The organism is Peptostreptococcus sp. D1 (assembly GCF_900112955.1).
Classification (GTDB): domain Bacteria; phylum Bacillota; class Clostridia; order Peptostreptococcales; family Peptostreptococcaceae; genus Peptostreptococcus.
This window is the reverse complement of the sequence record NZ_FONP01000001.1, coordinates 75,544-94,974: the sequence shown is the minus strand read 5'-3', so window position 1 is coordinate 94,974 and position 19,431 is coordinate 75,544. Positions and strand designations below refer to the sequence as shown.

Genomic DNA, 19,431 nt, shown 5'->3' with positions numbered 1-19,431 from the left:
ATCTAGTTGAATATATTTGATGAACACAAAAAGGTAGAGTATCAGAGGGTTATTATTCTGATACACTACCTTTTTATGTTTAAGCATTTTTGAACTATGTTAATTTCAATTAGATATTATATAGATGTTAAGTCTGATAAGAAAAGCTCGAACATTATACCATCATTTCTGTCAAAGCTATCAAGCTTTGAGGTATATTCCACTGCTTTTTTTATAAAGCCTGTTGCCGCTGTAACAGCCTTTTTTAGTTCGAGGCCTCTTGTAATCAGCCCTGAGACTATCGATGTGAAAATATCTCCCGTTCCGCTAAAGCTCTGTTTATTGTAAAAGCTGCCGACCCTAAAGAATTCTTCATTTGTAGCACTATAACAAACATTATAAATTGTATCTCCTTCAATATATCCTGTGATAATTACAGTTTCAGGACCCAATTTTGATAATTCTCTACAAATTTCATATAGGCTATCATCTGAAGAATATTTTTCATCAGCTCTTTTTCCGAGTAATAGATTTGCTTCGGTTAAATTAGGTGTAATCATATTTGCCATTCTAACAAGCTTTTTCATTTCCTCGACATTTTCTTGAGAAAAAATAGGGAATATCTCTCCAAGATCTCCTAATATGGGATCTACTATTACAAAAGAGCTAGGATTAAGCTTTATTAAATATTCAACCGATTTGATTTGCTCTAGCGACCCAAGAAATCCACTGTAAATTGTATCAAAATTCTTACCTAAGCTGTTCCAAGTTTCAATGTATTTTTTCATGCTATCTGTCAAATCTACAAAAGTATATTCAGGGTATCCGGTTTGGCTAGAAAGGACAGATGTAGGTAAGGGGCAACATTGGCACTTTAGAGCAGAAATTATCGGCAAAGCAACTGTTAATGAACATTTTCCTATTCCAGAAATATCGTTGATACAGGCTATTTTTTTCTGCATATTGACCTCCAAATATTTTTATTCATATACTATTGATAATGATACCATATAAAATACTCTTTAACAACTTAATCGATATTTTAATTTTAATTTGGCTGATTGTTGTTGACTAATTGTCAAAAGTATGTTATCTTAAGTAAAGATGAGTCACATAGCTTTGTGGTGACTCATTATACTTTAGGAGGAAATATTTAATGAAAAACGGAGTAGTAAAGTGGTTTAACAATGAAAAAGGATTTGGATTTATATCTGTTGATGGAGAAAATGACGTATTCGTACATTTCTCAGCAATCCAGGGAGAAGGATTCAAGTCTTTAGAAGAAGGTCAGAAGGTTGAATTTGAAATCGTTGATGGTTCAAAAGGCCCTCAGGCAGCTAACGTAACAAGAATATAAGGTTGGATTTATTATAATATAGATTATTTTATAGAATAAATACATTAATAATTTTGGATTACAAATGCGAGGATTGGCTTATGCCAATCCTTTTCTTGTTCTTACATAATAAAAATATATCACCAGGTATAAGTCAATTTTGGTATATAGACTATTATGTGGATACTTAATTTTTTTCATTGAAAATATTGTATTAAAAATATCGTATTAAAAATATCGTATTAAAAACTGCTCACAATTTTTGATATTTTAATGATAAAAATAAGGCTTGAGTTAAGGTACTGTGTTATACTGATTATAGAAAATATGTCATTTTAAGAGACGTATCTTAAAATGCTTAAAAAATATCACAATGTTTTATTAATTTTTAGAAATTGATAATTTATAAAGGAGTAAGTATGAATATTTTGTTTTTTTTAACACCGAAAAGCGAGGTTGTACATGTGTTGGACACAGATGAAATAAGAGAAGTATTGAGAAAGCTAAAGAGTCACAAGTTTTCCTCAATACCTATATTAAACAAAGATGGGAATTATTTAGGTACAGTAAAGGAAGGAGATTTGCTTTGGTTTCTGGAATCAGCTCAATCATTTAGTGATACTGTACTGACTACGAATATTATGGAAATTCCTAGAAGACTTACTAATGAAACCGTGAAAGTCGATACAAATGTAGAGGATTTATTTACTGCCTTGATTAGCCAAAATTTTGTTCCGGTAATAGATGACTCAAATATATTTATTGGTATAATAAAAAGAAGAGACGTTCTTTCATATGCTTGTATGAGATTAAAGGAAGAGTAGTCTACTTACAAAACTCATAAAGAAGGTACAAATAAAAAAGCATACCCTACATTCATTTTTCATACGTGGAGAATGTGGGTATGCCTTTTATTTGAGACTCTTATGAGTCTGCCCTTTTTAAAATTCAACCAGTCAAAAAAGATTGGTGTATGTATTTAGTTAAAAAGTTATTGCTTTGTAACAAGAATTGCTATTTTTCCTTCTGGGTTATATGATACCTGTACTAGAGAATTTCTTTTGACTTTTACAAAATCTTCTCCACCATACTTAACATCTAATTTGACAGGTTTCTTTCCCTGTTTAATCAATAAGACGTACTCGTCTTTATTTTTCTTGTCTACACTTATTAAATTACCAACATAAGGCAAAAATTCTTGATATTTTTGTCCTGCTTTTTTCATGTAGAAGTAAGCAGCTACTGCGACTAAAACATCAGCTATTAGTATACCCCACCATGGGACTTTTACGACAACACCTATTATCAAAAAAACTATTAGAAGAATCAAAAAAGGTGCTACTTTTTTCATCATCAGTTTTCCTATAATATCATTTGCTTTTTTTTCTGGTCCAGACATTGTTTTTTGTCTGGCATATTGTTCGGCGAATTTATCTCTTATGCCCATATAAGCCTCCAATCATTAATAATTATTAAAAATACCCTATTAATTTTATCATAAATATTATAAAATTAAAAGTGAATATTGAAAGTTTGGAGGTTACACCTTGAAAAAAATATTTGAAAGCATCAAGAGCTTGTCCTTTTTAGAATTATATTTTAGACTTATATGCTTGGTTTTTTGGCCAATTTACTGGTACGATTGGATTGTTATAACAATACAGAACTATAATTTAATTCTGTTTAATATTTATTTTGCAATGGATATAATCTTCATTGTGTTTTTGATTATAAAGCGCTTTGTAAATGCAAAAGCAACCAAATGGTATTTTTGTTTTATGCTAACTACATCGTTAGCATATTTGGTTTCGCTATATAGTAATATGATTGCTCCGCGAGATGTTACTTTTTTATATATAAAAATAATGTTATGTCTTTTGATGATTTTTTCGTCATGGAGACTTATCAAGGCTGAGGAAAATGATGTTGGAGTAGTGGGGGTACTGTCAGGGATTCTGCTTTTGGTTCTGACCTACTTTTATTGATACCTATAGACATATTTAGAAAATAATGTTATTATTAGAGCGTATGCAAAAGTTAATATAACGGAGGAAAAATATGACAGATACTAATTTTTTGGCCAAAATAGGCGATAAGATAATCACAAAGGAAGATATTGAAGCGGCAATGAATAGCTTGGATCAATTCCAAAAATCTCAATTTGACAATGAAGAGGGAAGAAAGAGAATATTGGCTGATTTGATTAATCAGGAATTATTCTATCTTGATGCAATTGAAAACAAGCTAGATCAGGATGAAAATTTTATAAAAGAGATTGAACTAATTAAGGCGAATATGTTGAAGCAGTATGCTATTAACAAATTATTGTCTGCTGTTACAGTTGATGAAGATGAAAAACTAAAGTTCTTTGAAGAAAACAAGGAACAGTTTATTGAAGAAGAAACTGCTACTGCAAAGCATATATTGGTTGACAATGAAGATTTGGCAAAGGAGGTTGAATCTAAAATAAATAAAAAAGAAATTTCTTTTGAAGATGCAGCAGTTCAGTATTCAACTTGTCCATCTAATATGAATGGCGGTGATTTGGGTACTTTTGGAAGAGGTCAGATGGTTCCTGAGTTTGAAGAGGTAGTATTTACTATACCAGTAGGAAAGCTTTCTTCTCCTGTAAAAACTCAGTTTGGATATCACTTGATTCTTGTCACAGAAAGAACTGAACAGAAGCAAAGTGAGTATGAGGACGCAAAAAAGGATGTTGAAACGTCTTTGATATATAAAAAACAAGGAGAAGCCTTTGTAGGAAAATTAGACGAATTGACGAATAAATACAAAGATATTCTTGTGATAAATAAAGCTGAATAGTATTAGGGCAAAATTTTAAATTCTTGTTCATGTAGAGAACTTACATTCATTCAGAAAGTATGAATGCTGTGAGTTCTTTTTTATTATGCGAGTATGTATATTTGTAAATGGTGTGAGGAAAATTATTATTTAAAATAGAATTTGTGGTATAATTAATAGTGAGAATTTGCGTCAAATTAATAATATATTTAGATTTTTTTGATAGCATATTATAATGACGTTTTTAACGATGAATAACTAGATTTAGAAAGCTAGCCGCTAATTGCTTTTTTAAAGGAAAGGATATTTAAAAATATGAACAGGGTACTCAGTTATTACAAAAAGTATATCCTATATATACTATTGATGATAGTAGTTTTGATAGTGCAGGTGAAATTTGAGCTTTTGTTGCCTAAATATACATCCAATATCGTAAATATAGGAATACAGCAGGATGGATTGACAGATTCAATACCAAAGGTTATGGATGAAACTACTTACGCAATGGTTATTTCCCTATCTGAGGAAAAAGAAAAGAGCAGTATTGCAAAGTCATATGAACTATGGCAACCAAAATCAAACGATAGTAAGAATAATAAAATAAAGCTTGAGAATAGTAACACAAAAATGATTCCTGAGGACAGATTCAATACGAATTATTATGTGCTAAAAAATGAGGCGAGTACAGCTACTCTTGGTAAATACATGAGTAACTCTTTGGTAAATTATGCAAAATATGTTTCTTCAAGAGTAGAATCCTCCTCAAAAACGAGTTATCCAATAATCGGAAATGCAAAATCACTACCAGATTTTATGAAAAAACAGATTGGTATTAAAATTGTAAAATCAATTTATAAAAGAAATGGTATTGATATTAAAAAAATACAGAAAGATTATTTGTGGAAAACTGGATTATTGATGGTTATTTTGTCATTGGTTACAGGTGGGCTATCAATTGCAGTTAGCTATTTGAGTTCAAGAGTTTCTGCTTCCGTTTCGAGAGATTTAAGAAAAGATTCATACAAAAAAGTTCTTACATTTTCTAATAATGAATTAAACAAATTTTCGATTGCGTCATTGATAGCGAGGGGAACAAATGATATTCAACAAGTGCAGCAATCCTCTGTTATGCTGTTGAAATTTATATTCTATGGACCAATTATGGCAGTCGGTGCCTTGTACAACGTATTTAAACTTGATGTATCAATGGTTTGGATAATCGCTTTGTCTGTTGCAGTGACGATTACAGTAATAATAATTATCATGAGTAGAGCATTGCCAAAGTTTAGATATATACAAACCTTGGTCGATAAACTAAATTTGGTAACAAGAGAATTTATTTCCGGTATTGAGGTAAATAGAGTTTTTGGAACTCAGAAATACGAGGAAAAAAGGTTTGATGACGTTAATTTAGATTTGACTGAATCAAACTTATTTATGAATAGATTGATGTCAATGCTTCAGCCTGGAATGATGTTTATTATGAATGGAACAACACTTCTTATCATATGGATTGGAGCAAAACAGATAGATTCTGGTAGCATTCAGGTTGGTGATATGATGGCATTTATAGAATATTCTATGCAGATAATAATGGCATTTTTATTTATTTCCATGGTGTCTGTGATACTACCTAGAGCGATGATTAGTGCGAATAGAATTGGTGAAGTTTTAAATACTGAAGTATCGATAAAGGATGATGGCGAATTGACTAGAGTGCATAATCTAGGTACGGTGGAATTTAGAGATGTTTCGTTTAAATATGATGGAGCTGCAAAAAGTGTATTGGAAAATATCAGCTTCTCAATAGATAAAGGACAAACTCTTGGTATTATTGGCTCAACAGGATCTGGAAAATCAACAATAGTAAATCTAATTCCTAGATTTTTGGAAGCTTCATCTGGAGAAATATTTATTAATGGAGAAAATATTAAAGATATATCTTTAAAGACTCTTAGAAATATAGTTTCGATTGTGCCACAAAAATCTGTTATTTTCAGTGGTACGATAGCTTCGAATATAGAATATGCCCAATCAGTTAGAAATAACAAACGATTGATGATAGCATCGGATATCGCTCAATGTGACGAATTTGTGAATGAAAAAAAGGATGGGCTAGAAAGCTCGGTATCACAAGATGGTTCGAATCTATCAGGTGGACAAAAACAGAGAATTTCCATCGCCAGAGCAATTGATAGAGATTCTGAAATATTGGTCTTTGATGATAGCTTTTCTGCATTGGATGCAAATACTGATAAAAAATTAAGAAAATCTTTAAAGAAAAATTTATATGACAAGACGGTAATAATAGTGGCGCAAAGGATAAATACTATTATCGATGCGGATAAAATAATCGTTCTTGATGATGGTAAAATAGTAGGTCAGGGTAACCATGAGGATTTAATAAAGAGTTGCGATATATACTATGAAATTGCGAAATCACAGCTGTCAGAGGAGGAAATAGAAAATGGAAAACAATAGAAAAAACTTCTCTAAAACAAGAAAGCAAAAAAGAGAAAAAGAGAATAGCTCTGTAAAATTCTTTGGAGTTATGAAAAGATTGCTTAAATATGCTGATGAAGACAAGATGAAAGTAATTTATGTTTTTGTATTTTCAATTATTTCAACGGTGTTTACGATTGTAGGACCAAAAATATTGGGAAAGGCTACTACTGAAATATTTAATGGAGTAATCAGAAAGATAAATAATATTAATAATGGAATAGACTTTTCATATATATTGAAAATAGCATTGATTCTCCTTGTGTTGTATGTAATCAGCTCTATTTTCTCATATCTACAGTCATATGCTATGAGTTCAGTTGCATTGAAGATATCATATAGATTGAGGAAAGAAATTTCGGAAAAATTTAATAGACTACCGATTTCGTATTATGATAACAATGAAAGAGGAGAGATAATTTCTAGAGTTACAAACGATGTAGATACGTTGAGTCAATCTCTAAATCAAAGCTTGGTTATGCTTATTACATCGATAATCACTGTCGTAGGTGTTTTTATTATGATGTTATCCATAAGCCTAGTCATGACTATTTTTGCGTTGCTAATGATTCCCTTGATAATGATTGTAATGTCGATGGTTATTCGGAAATCACAGCATTTCTTCTCACTGCAGCAGAAGTATTTGGGAAGAATAAATTCAAAAATAGAGGAGTCTTTTTCAGGACAAAATGTTATAAGAGGCTATAATGCTGAAAAGTTTGAGCAGCTTGATTTTAACAAAACAAATAATAAGCTATATAATTCTGCATGGAAATCACAATTCTTATCTAGTGTAATGATGCCGGTAATGCTTTTTATAGGAAACCTAGGCTACGTAATGATAGCTATACTTGGGGGATATATGACTATATCTGGAAAGATTGTTGTTGGTGATATACAAGCATTCATACAATATATGAGATCCTTTACTCAGCCATTAAGCCAAATTGCTCAGATAATGAATATGTTTCAGTCGACGGTGGCTGCTGCAGAGAGAGTATTTGAGTTTTTAGATCAAAAGGAGCTTGATTTTTCAAGTACAGATACAATATGCGAAGATAAGCTTGAGGGGCATATTGAATTTAGCCATGTTGACTTTGGGTATGATAATAATAAGCTGATAATCAGAGATTTTAACTTGGACGTAAAGCCTGGACAAAAAATTGCAATCGTAGGTCCGACTGGAGCCGGAAAGACAACTTTGGTGAAATTGTTGATGAGATTTTACGATATCAGTTCTGGAAATATCTATATTGATGGGAAAGACATATATTCAATAGATATAGAAAGCTATAGAAAGAATTTTGCTATGGTTCTTCAGGATACATGGCTGTTTAGTGGGACTATAATGGAAAATTTAAAATATGGAAACGTATCTGCTAGTGATGAGGATGTGTATAGAGCTGCTAAGGCGGCATATGCTGACAGATTTATACTGACTCAGAAAAACGGTTATGACACTGTATTATCTGAAGATACAAAAAACATATCTCAGGGGCAAAAACAATTGTTGACTATTGCTAGAGCAATCCTTTCAAACCCCAAAATATTGATTTTGGATGAAGCCACTAGCTCAGTTGATACGAGAACAGAACAGATGATACAAAAGGCAATGGATAATTTGGTTAGGAATAGTACTAGCTTTATTATCGCTCATAGACTATCTACCATAAAAAACGCAGATTTAATATTGGTAATAAAAGATGGTAATATAATTGAGTCTGGAACTCATGAAGAATTGATGGAAATGGGGAGCTACTACAGAGTACTGTATAATTCTCAGTATGAAAATTTGGAGGAAATTAATTGATGAAGATAGATTGGAATAAAAAATATACAACCATTGCAATATATTCTTTCTTGGTAATCTGTGCAAGCATTTCGTTTTATTTGGCTGTTGTACAGTTTACAAAACTAAGCGAGTTGTTAAATTCTTTTTTTACAATATTAAAGCCTTTTATCATAGGTTTTTCAATGGCATATTTGCTCAATTTTGTTCAAAGCTTCTTTGAAAGAAATATTTTGAGAATTTCGAACGGAAGTATGAAACTAAAGGTAGTTAGGATTTTATCGTTATTGGTAACGTATATCACAGTTTCTATAGTTATAGTTTTATTTTTCAAATTTGTGCTTCCACAAATTGCAGAGAGCATCTCAATTTTGATTAGAGACTTTCCGACGATTGTCAATAATTTATACCAACAGGTTGATAAATTTATCAGCAATGTAGATATTTCGTCCTCTGCTAGAGATGCAATAAACACTCAGGTCAATATTATTGGAAAAAAATCAATTGACTTTGCGACAAATTTCATGCCATACTTTGCAAACTTCTTTGTAAATATTGTTAAGGGAGTATGGAATTTAGTTCTTGGATTGATTATTTCGATTTATATATTGGCAGATAAGGAAGGATTCTATTGTCTTTGTAAGAAGTTTTTGTCTGCGATGCTTACAGATGAAAGAACTGATAGAATTTTGTATATTGTCAGACTATCCAATGACATATTTGGAAAATTTATCGTTGGAAAGATTATAGATTCTGCCATAATTGCTTTCATTACATTTATAGCATTATCAATAACAAATATGCCATATAAGATACTTTTGACCTTTATTATCGGCGTAACAAATGTGATTCCGTTTTTTGGACCTTTCATCGGTGCCGTTCCATCTATATTTATCGTTTTATTTGTAGATCCAGTGAAGGCTCTTTGGTTATCAATTATTATATTGATAATTCAACAGCTAGACGGAAATGTAATAGGTCCGAAGATTCTCGGTGGATCAATCGGAATATCATCGTTTTGGATATTGTTTTCGTTGCTGCTTGCTGGCAAATTTTTTGGAATTGTGGGAATGCTATTGGGAGTACCTGTATTTGCAATCATTCATACAATAGTAGGAGAAAATGTCAACGATAGATTGATAAAAAAAGGACTACCAACGAATAAAAGAGAATACGAGAATAGATAGTGTATATTAGGAGAGATTGATATGGAAAAAATAGCATTAGCAGGTGGCTGTTTCTGGTGCATGGTGAAACCATATTCTTCATATGAAGGTATAGAGGCTGTTATTAGTGGTTATACTGGTGGCTCTACAGAAAATCCAACATATAATGAGGTTTGCTCTGGAAATACTGGACATTACGAAGCGGTCGAGATTTCATTTGATAACAGAAAAATTAAATTGGAAGAAATATTGGACATTTTTTGGAAACAGATTGATCCGTTTGATGATGGAGGTCAATTTGTGGATAGAGGAAGTCAATATTCTTCTGCAATATTTTACACAACTGATGAACAAAGAGAAATAGTAGAAAAATCGAAAAGGGAAATTGAAAAAAATTATGGAAACGGAAAAAAAGCCTTTACTGAAATACTTCCATTAAAGAAATTCTATCCTGCAGAAGACTACCATCAAAAATACTATGAGAAGAATAAAAATCACTATAATACTTACTACAAGAATAGTGGAAGGTACAGCTTTGTAAAGTATTTTTGGGATAGGAATAACAAAGCTAGAAACATTCTTAAGGAAAAACTGACAGATCTGCAATTTGAGGTTACTCAAAATGATATGACAGAAGTACCCTTTGAAAATGAGTATTTTGACAAATTTGAAAAAGGTATTTATGTTGATATTGTTGATGGAACGCCACTGTTCAGCTCTACTGATAAATTCGATTCGGGATGTGGATGGCCAGCTTTTTCAAAACCAATTTTTGATACATCAGTAATGGAGAGAACAGATTTTTCTCATGGTATGGAAAGAGTAGAGGTAAGGAGTATGTCAGCAAATAGTCATTTGGGGCATGTGTTCGAGGATGGACCAACAGGACTAAGATACTGTATTAATTCAGCCTCTCTAAAATTTATTCCTGTTGAAAAGATGGATGAGCTTGGCTATTCTGAATACAAGAGATTTGTTGAGTAAATTGAATAACCTGTAAATTATAGTAAAATAGGAAAGAAATGGAAAGATCATATTATGGAAAAATTGTACTATAGAAAAAGATATTTAGATTCATTGGAAACGACTATCAAAGAAATAGTGCTTTCAAATGGTAAAGTTGGTCTGAGGTTTGAAGAAGATATTGTTTTTCCAGGTGGTGGAGGACAAGCAGCTGATATAGCAAGCATTGTTGATAATTCTAATAAAATATTTGAAATTCTTTCTGTAGAGGAAGATGAAGTAAATGGAAATTTGCATTATGTAAATGAAGCTTCAGATTTTAATGTTGGAGACAGAGTGAATATAAATATCGATTGGAAGCATAGAGAGGATAATATGCACCAGCATTCTGGACAACATGTATTATCAGGGTGCTTTTATAAGCTCTTTGGTAGAAATACTACTGGACTACATATTGGAAAATTGATTTCGCAGTTGGATATAGAAGGGTTATTTGACGATGAAATGGTGTCGAAAATTGAACTATATGCAAATGAAATAATCCAACAGTCTATTGAAATAGAAAATTATGTATCAGAAGATGATAATATTGTGACGAGAAGGAAGCTTCCAGAAACAGATAACGGAATCAGAATTCTTAAGATAGGAGATCTGGATATAAATGCTTGTTGTGGTATTCATGTTTATAATACAAGCGATCTAAAGCTTATAAAAATAGTGAGGTACTATAAAAATAAAAACGGAACCAGATTTGAATATTTGGTTGGCAAAAGAGCTGTAGATTTCGTATTGAAAAGAGAGAATGTGTTTGGAAAAATATTGAACCTTTATAGCTGCAATGAGGATACGATAATTAATGCTTTGATGAATGAAAGGCTGAAAAGGGATGAATTAGTGCTGGAAAAGAAATATCTAGAGAACAAGCTATTGCCAACAATTTCGAATGAGCTTATGGATAGTGGTGAAAGCACTTTCGGTGAAATAACATTGATAACAAAGGTTTTTTCGAACGATCAAAAATGGTTAATTGAGGATTTAGGAAGATATATTACCGAAAATAATAGAGCGATCGTTTTTATTGCGAATGAAAAAGAAAATAATACGGAGATACTACTACAGTGCTCTAAAGCTATATCCGATGAATATCATATTATAAATATGGGACAGCTGTGGAAGGAAAGCTCACATATAGTTAGAGCCAAGGGCGGTGGTTCAAGGTTTTTGGCTCAAGGCATTTGCGAAAAAGCTGAAGATATTTTAGTTTTTTTTGCAAATATAAAAAGTAGTATAAAAAATGAAAAATAAGAAAAGGAGTGTTTTATGACAAAAACTGGATTAATTATTCTTGGCATTTTGCTAGTGTTCTTCTTGTATTGTTGTATCTCTAATACACTTGCTAAAAACTATGTTGTAAGAAACGTCGTCGGAATATATGTTTTAATTCTAGGAATTCTTTCTGTTATTAGATCGTCTTCTGGTGTAATTCATGGTTTTTACTTGGGGATTGTTGCGATTATACTATCGTTCTTGTCATTGATAGTTTTCAAAAAAGATTATAATAAATGCAGAATTATCAATATTATTGCTTTGATAATATCATCAATTGGAACATATTTTGCCTATATTAGGTAAGGTATGTATTATTGGGTTCTTGGGTTCCTGTATGCTAGATTGCATTCAGGAACTCAATTTTAACTTCATATATTAATTTTTGTTTAAGATTATATTATTTGTATTATTTATATTATCTGTATTATTTATATTATTATGTTTAAGATTATATAAAATATGCTACAGGCTGAGTTAAACTAGACCTAACACTGTAGAAAAATACTTCTATTCCATTATTTTATTAGGTTGTATCCATTTATAATCAAAGATGTCAATTTATCTGATACAATTGTTGCATCAAAGAATATCTTGTCATTATTGTTGGGATATGTGAAATACCCATCAGCAAAAACATACTTGTCGTTTTTGTGAAGAGAAGAGGTTACAACCTCAATATCACCATCACTAGAAATCAAATTCTTTAATCTGGTCTCAATAATTGATTCATATTTCACAGTATCTTCAGTGTCCAAGCTCTTTGATTGGTATTCGAACCTAGAGGGTATATTGCTTTTTTTAGCAATACCAAAGTTATTAGTGAATTTAGCTAATACGAGCACTGCGAACACAAGTATAATGCCAGCATAAATCAGCTTTACCCAAAGAGGTAACCTATCGGAGCTAAAAAATTTCATCCTTTTTTTTGTTTGTTGATTTATCTGTTCCCTCATTTTGTTTATGTCATACTGTATTACGCGATTGTCGTTGATAACATTTTTATGTGAAGAAGCGTGAGAATGTCTACTGTTTATTGTTTTTTTTCTTTCGGCAAAATTAATTGTTTTTCCAGAATTCTTTTTCGAATTATCACCCATATTAATCAACTCCTTTACAATAAAAATGGAGGGTATATAATACCCAAATTATCACTTACATTATATTAAATTTAAAGCAAATAGTCAATAAAATACTTGATAATAGTCGACAATATTTTGATAAAAAGTGAAGTTAAATTGTGGAAAATAATTAACTTTTGAGTTTTATTAATTAGATGATACTATAGAAACAATTCTGTAAATATGATAAAATATTATAGTAATATGAAATCTACTGAAGCAGGAGGGGTAAATGTGATATTTATTGGTAATAGATATGAGATAACAGATAAGCCAATTTACATAGAAGAAAACAAACTCTACAATGCATATGATTCTGAAAAAAATGTGGATGTAAAGATAAAAATAATTGAAAACAATAGATATATAAGTTTAGATTTTATTCCCAATTTGATAGATGAGAGTGTTGTTGTTAGCGAATTAAAATGTCCATACATTTTGAAAATAATCGATGTTGGAGTGCATAGAACTGTCGACAATCTTTTATACTACATAGTGTATGAAAATTTCAATGGAGTTTCACTAGCTACTCTTAATAAGGGAGCATATCTGCATTTAGAAGCGTTGATTAGGATTTCAACTCAGGTTGTTAAGACATTGCAGGCCTATAGTTCGCTAGGAAAAAATCACGGCTCGTTAAAGCCTAATGATATACTAGTTGATGATAAATACAATATAAAAATAGCTGATTTTGGTATAACAGAGGCAAATAGAGGAACAAATATAAGATGCTCAGGTAACTTGAAATACCTTTCGCCATCTCAGTTAAGTATAGATTTTACAGATATGAAGACTGATCTTTACTGTTTGGGCCTAATCTTATATGAATCGACGTTTAAAAAATTTCCTTTTAATCAAGCAAACACTGAAAAACAATTGATAAGGGCAATTGATAAAGGTGTAATTTGGTCAAAGATTAATTTGAGTGGACAAAATAGAGATTTCATTGAAATAATAAAGAAATTATTAGAAAGAAATGATAATCTTTGCTACAAAAACTATAATGAGGTAATTCTCAGCTTGAGTCATTTTATGTATAAAAGCCAAGAGGAGTTAGAAAATGCCGATTTATCTGAGCCTGATTTGGAATCTGTGTTACATAAGACAGGGAGAATTAGTCCAGAAGAAATGTACAAGACTAGCAAAATCAGTTTAACAGCTATTGAAAAAGCACTTGAAAAGCCAAGTAAGGGAAATAATCAATTAGAAAAGAAAAAAAATAGCAAAAAAGAATCTAAAAAGATTAATAAAAAGCAAAATCAGCAGAAGAAAAAGAAAAACGGCATGTTAAAAAAATTGGTGGTTGTAACGATTGTACTTCTAATAATAGGAAGTATGCTGTATTCGTTCCTTATTTAAATTCATTTTGTTTTTTATCTTGACAATAATTTGCTTAAATGATAAAATAATAAAGGTTATTTAAAAAATATAAAATAAACACAGCAACGGGATTCTTAAAAGGTGCCGATGGTTTTTTAGGAAGTTGAGCGTGCTGGAGGTAGAAACCAAGGAGGAAAAATAATGTCAGTAATTTCAATGAAACAATTACTAGAAGCTGGTGTTCATTTTGGTCATCAGACTAGAAGATGGAACCCCAAAATGGCGAGATTTATATTCACAGAAAGAAATGGAATATACATCATCGACTTACAGAAGACAGTTAAAAAAATTGATGAGGCTTACAAATTCATGCAAGAGGTTGCAGAAACTGGAAAGCCAATCCTTTTCGTAGGAACAAAGAAACAAGCTCAGGAAGCTATCAAGGATGAGGCTATTAGATGTGGAATGTTCTACGTAAATGAAAGATGGCTAGGTGGTATGTTGACAAACTACAAGACTATCAAAACTAGAATTCAGAAGCTTAGAGAGCTAGAAGCTATGGAAGAGGATGGAACATTTGATGTTCTTCCTAAGAAGGAAGTTATAAAATTGAGAGCTGAAAAGGAAAAGCTAGAAAAATTCCTAGGTGGTATCAAGGATATGCCTGAATTACCTGCAGCAATTTTTGTAGTTGATCCAAGAAAAGAAAATATAGCTATACAGGAAGCTCACAGATTAGGAATACCTGTAATAGGAACAGTTGATACAAACTGTGATCCTGATGATTTGGATTTCCCAATACCAGCAAATGATGATGCTATAAGAGCTGTAAAATTAATAACTGCTGCAATGGCAAATGCTGTAATCGAAGCTAGACAAGGTGTTGACGATGTGGCTGATGAAGTGTCTGAAGTAGAAGAAGCTGAAGATGTTGAATCAACAGAGGAAGCTTCAGAAGTAGAGTAGTTAATACATTATTGAGAATGCTTATGGTAAGGGCTTTGCCCTTACCATTTTATAAATAATAAAAACTAATTAAAAATTATTTTACAGGAGGATTTTACGATGGCTATTACTGCACAGATGGTAAAAGAATTAAGAGAATCAATAGGCGTAGGAATGATGGACTGCAAAAAGGCTCTTACAGAAGCTGATGGGGATATGGAAAGAGCAATAGACATTTTAAGAGAAAAGGGATTATCTAAGGCTGCGAAGAAGGCTGATAGAATCGCTGCAGAAGGTTTAGTTACAATTAAATTAAACGCTGATAATACTGTTGCTTCGATAACTGAAGTTAACTCTGAAACAGATTTTGTTGCAAAGAACGAAGATTTTAAGGTTTTCGTTAACGACGTTACGGAAATGGTTCTGGATGGAGATTTTTCAGATGTTGCTACATTACTTTCTGCACAGCATAAAGAAGGAAAAGCACTACAGGATGTATTGAATGATAGAATTGCTACTATTGGTGAAAAGCTTGATGTGAGAAGATTTGAAAAAGTTTCAACTAATGGTGTTATCTCTGGATATATCCACGGTGGTGGAAAAATTGGTGTTCTTGTAGTATTAGATACTGATTCTAAGGATGAACAGATTTCAAAATTAGGAAAAGATATTGCTATGCAGGTTGCTGCGATGAATCCAAAATATATATCAAGAGATGATGTAGACCAAGAATACATTGCTCATGAAAAGGAAGTATTAACTCAGCAAGCGTTGAACGAAGGAAAACCAGCTGAAATCGTTGAAAAGATGGTTATTGGTAGATTGAATAAGGAGCTAAAAGAAGTTTGTTTGATGGATCAGGTATATGTAAAGGATTCAGAGCTTACTATCTCTAAATTGGTTGCTTCTGTAGAAAAGTCAGTTGGAAGCTCTATCAAAGTATCTAAGGCTGTTAGATATGAAGTTGGAGAAGGAATGGAAAAAAGAGAAGAAAACTTTGCTGACGAAGTTGCAAAGCAATTGAAGTAATTTTGAATTTAAGAGAACACTTTTGTGTTCTCTTTTTTAAAAAACAAATGTAATAAAGGAGATATAAAATGGCTGAACCGGTATACAAAAGGGTATTATTAAAAATAAGTGGAGAAGCACTATCTGGTGGAACTGGATTTGGAATAAATAATGAGGTACTTAGAGAGATTTCACAAGGTATAAAGGAATTAAACGATGTAGGAGTAGAAATTGCCGTAGTTGTAGGTGGAGGTAATTTCTGGAGAGGAAGAACTAGTCAGGGTATGGACAGAACAACTGCTGATTACATTGGTATGCTGGCGACTGTTATGAATGCGATGGCATTACAGGATTCACTAGAAGATATAGGAGTACCTACAAGAGTTCAAACTGGAATAGAGATGCGTCAAGTTGCTGAGCCATATATTAGAAGAAGAGCGGTAAGACATTTAGAAAAAAAACGTGTGGTAATTTTTGGTGCTGGTACTGGTAACCCATATTTTTCAACTGATACTGCTGCAGCATTGAGAGCCGCAGAAATGGAGGCCGATGTAATTTTATTGGCGAAAAATGTTGATGCGGTATATGATAAGGATCCAAAGATTCATCCAGATGCAAAGAAATTTGTAAATCTTTCTTATATGGAGGTTATCAATAGAGAGTTAAAGGTTATGGATTCAACTGCGACTTCACTTTGTATGGATAACAGAATAACAATAAAGGTCTTCGAACTATCAACAGAAAACATCATAAAGGTTGTATATGGAGAAGATATTGGTACTACAGTTGAATAAATTAATTCTTGAATAAGAATTATATGATGGTGTAAAATAAATATAACGGTTGATATTATAATAATTTTTTAAAAAATCAGTAATGTTTTTATGGAGGAAATATTATGAAATTAGATGTACATGTACAGCTTGAAGAGCAAATGGAAAAAACAATAGAGGCTCTAAAATTTGAGTTTGGAACAATTAGAGCTGGTAGAGCAAATCAGTCTATGTTGGATAAAGTTAGAGTAGATTACTATGGAACACCTACTCCTGTTAATCAAATGGCGGCTATTGCAGTATCAGAAGGTAGAATTTTGACAATAACACCTTGGGATAAATCTAGTATCCATGCAATAGAAAAGGCAATTTCCGAATCTGATATTGGTATTGCACCAACTAATGATGGCTCAGTTATAAGACTTGTAGTTCCACAGCTTACAGAGGAAAGAAGAAAAGAGCTCGCAAAGAAGGCTTCTAAAGCTTCTGAAGCCTTCAAAGTAAGAATAAGAAATGAAAGAAGAGATGCTAACGACAAAATCAAAAAACTGGAAAAATCTGGTGAACTTACTGAGGATGATGCTAAAAAAGCAACTGAAGAGGTTCAGAAAATGACTGACAAATATGTAAAAATAATTGATCAGTTGACAGATGAAAAAGAAAAAGATATTATGGCTGTATAATAAAAAAATGCAATCAATCCTACCATGGTAAAATAGCTGTGGTGGGATTTTTTATTTGTTGTATATTATTTTATTTTTATCTATCCATAGGTGATGAATATGGGGTATAATATAGTTATACACTTTTTAATATTGAAAGTGATTTGAAATTATAACGGAAAGGACTTATTTTTAATACATTTAGCTATGAAACAGAATTATTATGATATTGATATAGAAAAAATTCCAAACCACATTGCTATTATTATGGATGGTAATGGGAGATGGGCAAAATCAAAGTTTATGCCGAGAACATATGGACACAAAGTCGGAGTTGAAACGATAAGAAAAATAGTAAAAGAATGTTCACGATTGGGCGTAAAATATCTAACGTTATATGCATTTTCTACTGAAAACTGGAAAAGACCTCAAGAGGAGGTATCAGCTTTAATGGGACTTTTAGTTACCTATTTGAAAAATGAATTGGATGAATTGCATAAAAATAATGTAAAAATACTGACTATTGGGGATATTTCTAAATTACCAAGTGTCTGTGTTGATGAACTGGGAAGATCAATTGAAAAAACAAAAAATAATACGGGAGTTACACTAAGTCTTGCGCTTAACTATGGTTCAAGGGATGATATAAAAAAAGCAGTCAAAGAAATTTCTAGAGATGTTTCAGATGGTAAAATTAGTGTTGAGGATATTGATGACGATATGATTTCTAAGTATTTATATACAAAAAATATAATTGACCCTGATTTGGTTATTAGGACGAGTGGTGAACAGAGATTGAGTAATTTTTTGTTATGGGAGGTTGCTTATTCGGAGTTTTATTTCACAGATATTCACTGGCCGGATTTTGATGAGAAAAACCTACAAAAGGCTATTTATTCGTACCAGAAAAGGGATAGAAGATTCGGGGCAGTAAAATAGGAGGAAGCTTATGAAACAAAGGTTAATATCAGCAATGTTTTTGTTGCCTTTATTGATATTATTGGTCATTAAGGGTATACCACTATATATTGGTGGAGTGATTTTGATGTGTATTGCATTGCACGAATTTTATTGTGCCTTCGAAAACATGGATATTTACCCTGTAAAGGAATTGGGGTATATATATTCTGTGATATTACTCTTCGGAAATATATATCAATGGAGAAGTGAAACTTTTTCATTGCTACTTTTCGTTGTATTTATGGTTGGAATGATCTATATTCTTACGCAAAAAAGAAATATTCTGGAAATTTCAATCACTTTTTCAGGGATAATGTATGTATGCTTTTGCTTTAATTATATTATCAATACTATTGACTATATAGATGGTGGAAATATTTATGTCTGGTTGATTTTTATTATTGCATTTGCTACGGATACTGGAGCATATTTTGTAGGAAAAAGCTTTGGGAAAAAGAAGCTGATTCCTAATATTAGCCCTAATAAAACCATTGAAGGTAGCTTGGGTGGGGTTGTATGCTGTGTGTTATTTAGTTTGATATTTGCATTAATTTTTAGGCTAGATATAGGTAAGGTACTTGTTCTGTCTGTTTTTGGATCTGTATTTGGTCAAATAGGAGATTTGTTGGCATCTTCAATAAAAAGATATGTTGGAATAAAGGACTTTGGAAAATTGATTCCAGGTCATGGAGGAGTATTAGACAGGTTTGATAGCGTTCTTCTAGTAGCACCATACGTGTATTTGGTTCTGCTATATTTCCAACATAAGCTGTAATCGG

Annotated in this window: 20 protein-coding genes; 17 read left to right on the top strand and 3 right to left on the bottom strand. The window is 31.8% G+C overall.

Features of this window, described 5'->3' with window-relative positions:
* Positions 1-116: 116 nt before the first annotated feature.
* Entirely contained in the window at positions 117-941 is an 825-nt protein-coding gene (locus tag BM120_RS00455) for a pyridoxamine kinase (RefSeq protein ID WP_091992532.1), read from the bottom strand.
* Between the two features lie 194 nt (positions 942-1,135).
* Here BM120_RS00455 and BM120_RS00450 point away from each other — a divergent pair, with 194 nt between their 5' ends.
* Complete coding sequence (locus BM120_RS00450) at positions 1,136-1,336, top strand: cold-shock protein (RefSeq protein ID WP_091992531.1); 201 nt, start codon at positions 1,136-1,138, stop codon at positions 1,334-1,336.
* 398 nt (positions 1,337-1,734) lie between these two features.
* A complete protein-coding gene (locus tag BM120_RS00445; RefSeq protein ID WP_091992530.1) occupies positions 1,735-2,139 on the top strand; it encodes a CBS domain-containing protein in 405 nt (134 codons plus the stop codon).
* A 167-nt stretch (positions 2,140-2,306) separates the two neighbouring features.
* Here the strand turns inward: BM120_RS00445 and BM120_RS00440 are convergent, their stop codons facing one another.
* A complete protein-coding gene (locus tag BM120_RS00440) occupies positions 2,307-2,762 on the bottom strand; it encodes a hypothetical protein (protein WP_091992529.1) in 456 nt (151 codons plus the stop codon).
* A 100-nt stretch (positions 2,763-2,862) separates the two neighbouring features.
* Here BM120_RS00440 and BM120_RS00435 point away from each other — a divergent pair, with 100 nt between their 5' ends.
* The 8 genes from BM120_RS00435 to BM120_RS00400 all read left to right on the top strand — a co-directional run bounded on the left by BM120_RS00435 (position 2,863) and on the right by BM120_RS00400 (position 12,169).
* Positions 2,863-3,300 carry a hypothetical protein gene (locus tag BM120_RS00435; RefSeq protein WP_242941512.1) on the top strand — a complete coding sequence of 146 codons (438 nt, stop codon included), beginning with the start codon at positions 2,863-2,865 and terminating at the stop codon, positions 3,298-3,300.
* 73 nt (positions 3,301-3,373) lie between these two features.
* A complete protein-coding gene (locus BM120_RS00430; RefSeq protein WP_091992528.1) occupies positions 3,374-4,138 on the top strand; it encodes a peptidylprolyl isomerase in 765 nt (254 codons plus the stop codon).
* A 294-nt stretch (positions 4,139-4,432) separates the two neighbouring features.
* A complete protein-coding gene (locus BM120_RS00425; protein WP_091992527.1) occupies positions 4,433-6,598 on the top strand; it encodes an ABC transporter ATP-binding protein in 2,166 nt (721 codons plus the stop codon).
* Positions 6,585-8,429 carry an ABC transporter ATP-binding protein gene (locus BM120_RS00420; RefSeq protein ID WP_177187335.1) on the top strand — a complete coding sequence of 615 codons (1,845 nt, stop codon included), beginning with the start codon at positions 6,585-6,587 and terminating at the stop codon, positions 8,427-8,429. The genes BM120_RS00425 and BM120_RS00420 overlap by 14 nt, the downstream gene beginning before the upstream one ends.
* Positions 8,429-9,595 (top strand): AI-2E family transporter, encoded by a 1,167-nt coding sequence (locus BM120_RS00415; protein WP_091992526.1) that lies wholly within the window; start codon positions 8,429-8,431, stop codon positions 9,593-9,595. Before BM120_RS00420 ends, BM120_RS00415 begins: the two co-directional genes overlap by 1 nt.
* A gap of 21 nt (positions 9,596-9,616) precedes the next feature.
* Positions 9,617-10,558, top strand: coding sequence for a peptide-methionine (R)-S-oxide reductase MsrB (gene msrB / locus BM120_RS00410; RefSeq protein WP_091992525.1), 942 nt, complete (start codon positions 9,617-9,619; stop codon positions 10,556-10,558).
* Positions 10,559-10,612: 54 nt separating this feature from the next.
* Entirely contained in the window at positions 10,613-11,842 is a 1,230-nt protein-coding gene (locus tag BM120_RS00405; RefSeq protein ID WP_091992524.1) for an alanyl-tRNA editing protein, read from the top strand.
* A 15-nt stretch (positions 11,843-11,857) separates the two neighbouring features.
* Positions 11,858-12,169 (top strand): hypothetical protein, encoded by a 312-nt coding sequence (locus BM120_RS00400; RefSeq protein WP_091992523.1) that lies wholly within the window; start codon positions 11,858-11,860, stop codon positions 12,167-12,169.
* A gap of 212 nt (positions 12,170-12,381) precedes the next feature.
* Here the strand turns inward: BM120_RS00400 and BM120_RS00395 are convergent, their stop codons facing one another.
* The gene (locus tag BM120_RS00395; protein ID WP_091992522.1) at positions 12,382-12,963 is read right to left on the bottom strand and encodes a hypothetical protein; all 582 of its coding nucleotides are present in this window, start codon (positions 12,961-12,963) and stop codon (positions 12,382-12,384) included.
* Positions 12,964-13,188: 225 nt separating this feature from the next.
* On the opposite strand from BM120_RS00395, the gene BM120_RS00390 reads away from it, so the two are divergent.
* The 7 genes from BM120_RS00390 to BM120_RS00360 all read left to right on the top strand — a co-directional run bounded on the left by BM120_RS00390 (position 13,189) and on the right by BM120_RS00360 (position 19,427).
* Positions 13,189-14,343, top strand: a complete 1,155-nt coding sequence (locus BM120_RS00390) for a protein kinase domain-containing protein (protein ID WP_242941511.1) — start codon at positions 13,189-13,191, stop codon at positions 14,341-14,343.
* 162 nt (positions 14,344-14,505) lie between these two features.
* The gene (rpsB, locus tag BM120_RS00385; RefSeq protein ID WP_091992520.1) at positions 14,506-15,270 is read left to right on the top strand and encodes a 30S ribosomal protein S2; all 765 of its coding nucleotides are present in this window, start codon (positions 14,506-14,508) and stop codon (positions 15,268-15,270) included.
* 99 nt (positions 15,271-15,369) lie between these two features.
* Positions 15,370-16,278, top strand: a complete 909-nt coding sequence (gene tsf / locus BM120_RS00380; RefSeq protein WP_091992519.1) for a translation elongation factor Ts — start codon at positions 15,370-15,372, stop codon at positions 16,276-16,278.
* Between the two features lie 68 nt (positions 16,279-16,346).
* Positions 16,347-17,051, top strand: coding sequence for a UMP kinase (gene pyrH / locus BM120_RS00375; RefSeq protein WP_091992518.1), 705 nt, complete (start codon positions 16,347-16,349; stop codon positions 17,049-17,051).
* Between the two features lie 104 nt (positions 17,052-17,155).
* Complete coding sequence (frr, locus tag BM120_RS00370) at positions 17,156-17,713, top strand: ribosome recycling factor (protein ID WP_091992517.1); 558 nt, start codon at positions 17,156-17,158, stop codon at positions 17,711-17,713.
* Positions 17,714-17,899: 186 nt separating this feature from the next.
* Positions 17,900-18,631 carry an isoprenyl transferase gene (locus BM120_RS00365; protein WP_091992516.1) on the top strand — a complete coding sequence of 244 codons (732 nt, stop codon included), beginning with the start codon at positions 17,900-17,902 and terminating at the stop codon, positions 18,629-18,631.
* Between the two features lie 10 nt (positions 18,632-18,641).
* Entirely contained in the window at positions 18,642-19,427 is a 786-nt protein-coding gene (locus BM120_RS00360; protein ID WP_091992515.1) for a phosphatidate cytidylyltransferase, read from the top strand.
* Positions 19,428-19,431: the final 4 nt, after the last annotated feature.

Coding starts and splice junctions, on each gene's coding strand:
- BM120_RS00455 (WP_091992532.1), bottom strand. CDS start 941: ATGCAGAAAAAAATAGCCTGTATCAACGATATTTCTGGAATAGGAAAA.
- BM120_RS00430 (WP_091992528.1), top strand. CDS start 3,374: ATGACAGATACTAATTTTTTGGCCAAAATAGGCGATAAGATAATCACA.
- pyrH (WP_091992518.1), top strand. CDS start 16,347: ATGGCTGAACCGGTATACAAAAGGGTATTATTAAAAATAAGTGGAGAA.
- tsf (WP_091992519.1), top strand. CDS start 15,370: ATGGCTATTACTGCACAGATGGTAAAAGAATTAAGAGAATCAATAGGC.
- BM120_RS00445 (WP_091992530.1), top strand. CDS start 1,735: ATGAATATTTTGTTTTTTTTAACACCGAAAAGCGAGGTTGTACATGTG.
- frr (WP_091992517.1), top strand. CDS start 17,156: ATGAAATTAGATGTACATGTACAGCTTGAAGAGCAAATGGAAAAAACA.
- BM120_RS00440 (WP_091992529.1), bottom strand. CDS start 2,762: ATGGGCATAAGAGATAAATTCGCCGAACAATATGCCAGACAAAAAACA.
- BM120_RS00365 (WP_091992516.1), top strand. CDS start 17,900: ATGAAACAGAATTATTATGATATTGATATAGAAAAAATTCCAAACCAC.
- BM120_RS00425 (WP_091992527.1), top strand. CDS start 4,433: ATGAACAGGGTACTCAGTTATTACAAAAAGTATATCCTATATATACTA.
- BM120_RS00405 (WP_091992524.1), top strand. CDS start 10,613: ATGGAAAAATTGTACTATAGAAAAAGATATTTAGATTCATTGGAAACG.
- BM120_RS00415 (WP_091992526.1), top strand. CDS start 8,429: ATGAAGATAGATTGGAATAAAAAATATACAACCATTGCAATATATTCT.
- BM120_RS00390 (WP_242941511.1), top strand. CDS start 13,189: ATGAAATCTACTGAAGCAGGAGGGGTAAATGTGATATTTATTGGTAAT.
- BM120_RS00395 (WP_091992522.1), bottom strand. CDS start 12,963: ATGGGTGATAATTCGAAAAAGAATTCTGGAAAAACAATTAATTTTGCC.
- rpsB (WP_091992520.1), top strand. CDS start 14,506: ATGTCAGTAATTTCAATGAAACAATTACTAGAAGCTGGTGTTCATTTT.
- BM120_RS00400 (WP_091992523.1), top strand. CDS start 11,858: ATGACAAAAACTGGATTAATTATTCTTGGCATTTTGCTAGTGTTCTTC.
- BM120_RS00450 (WP_091992531.1), top strand. CDS start 1,136: ATGAAAAACGGAGTAGTAAAGTGGTTTAACAATGAAAAAGGATTTGGA.
- msrB (WP_091992525.1), top strand. CDS start 9,617: ATGGAAAAAATAGCATTAGCAGGTGGCTGTTTCTGGTGCATGGTGAAA.
- BM120_RS00360 (WP_091992515.1), top strand. CDS start 18,642: ATGAAACAAAGGTTAATATCAGCAATGTTTTTGTTGCCTTTATTGATA.
- BM120_RS00420 (WP_177187335.1), top strand. CDS start 6,585: ATGGAAAACAATAGAAAAAACTTCTCTAAAACAAGAAAGCAAAAAAGA.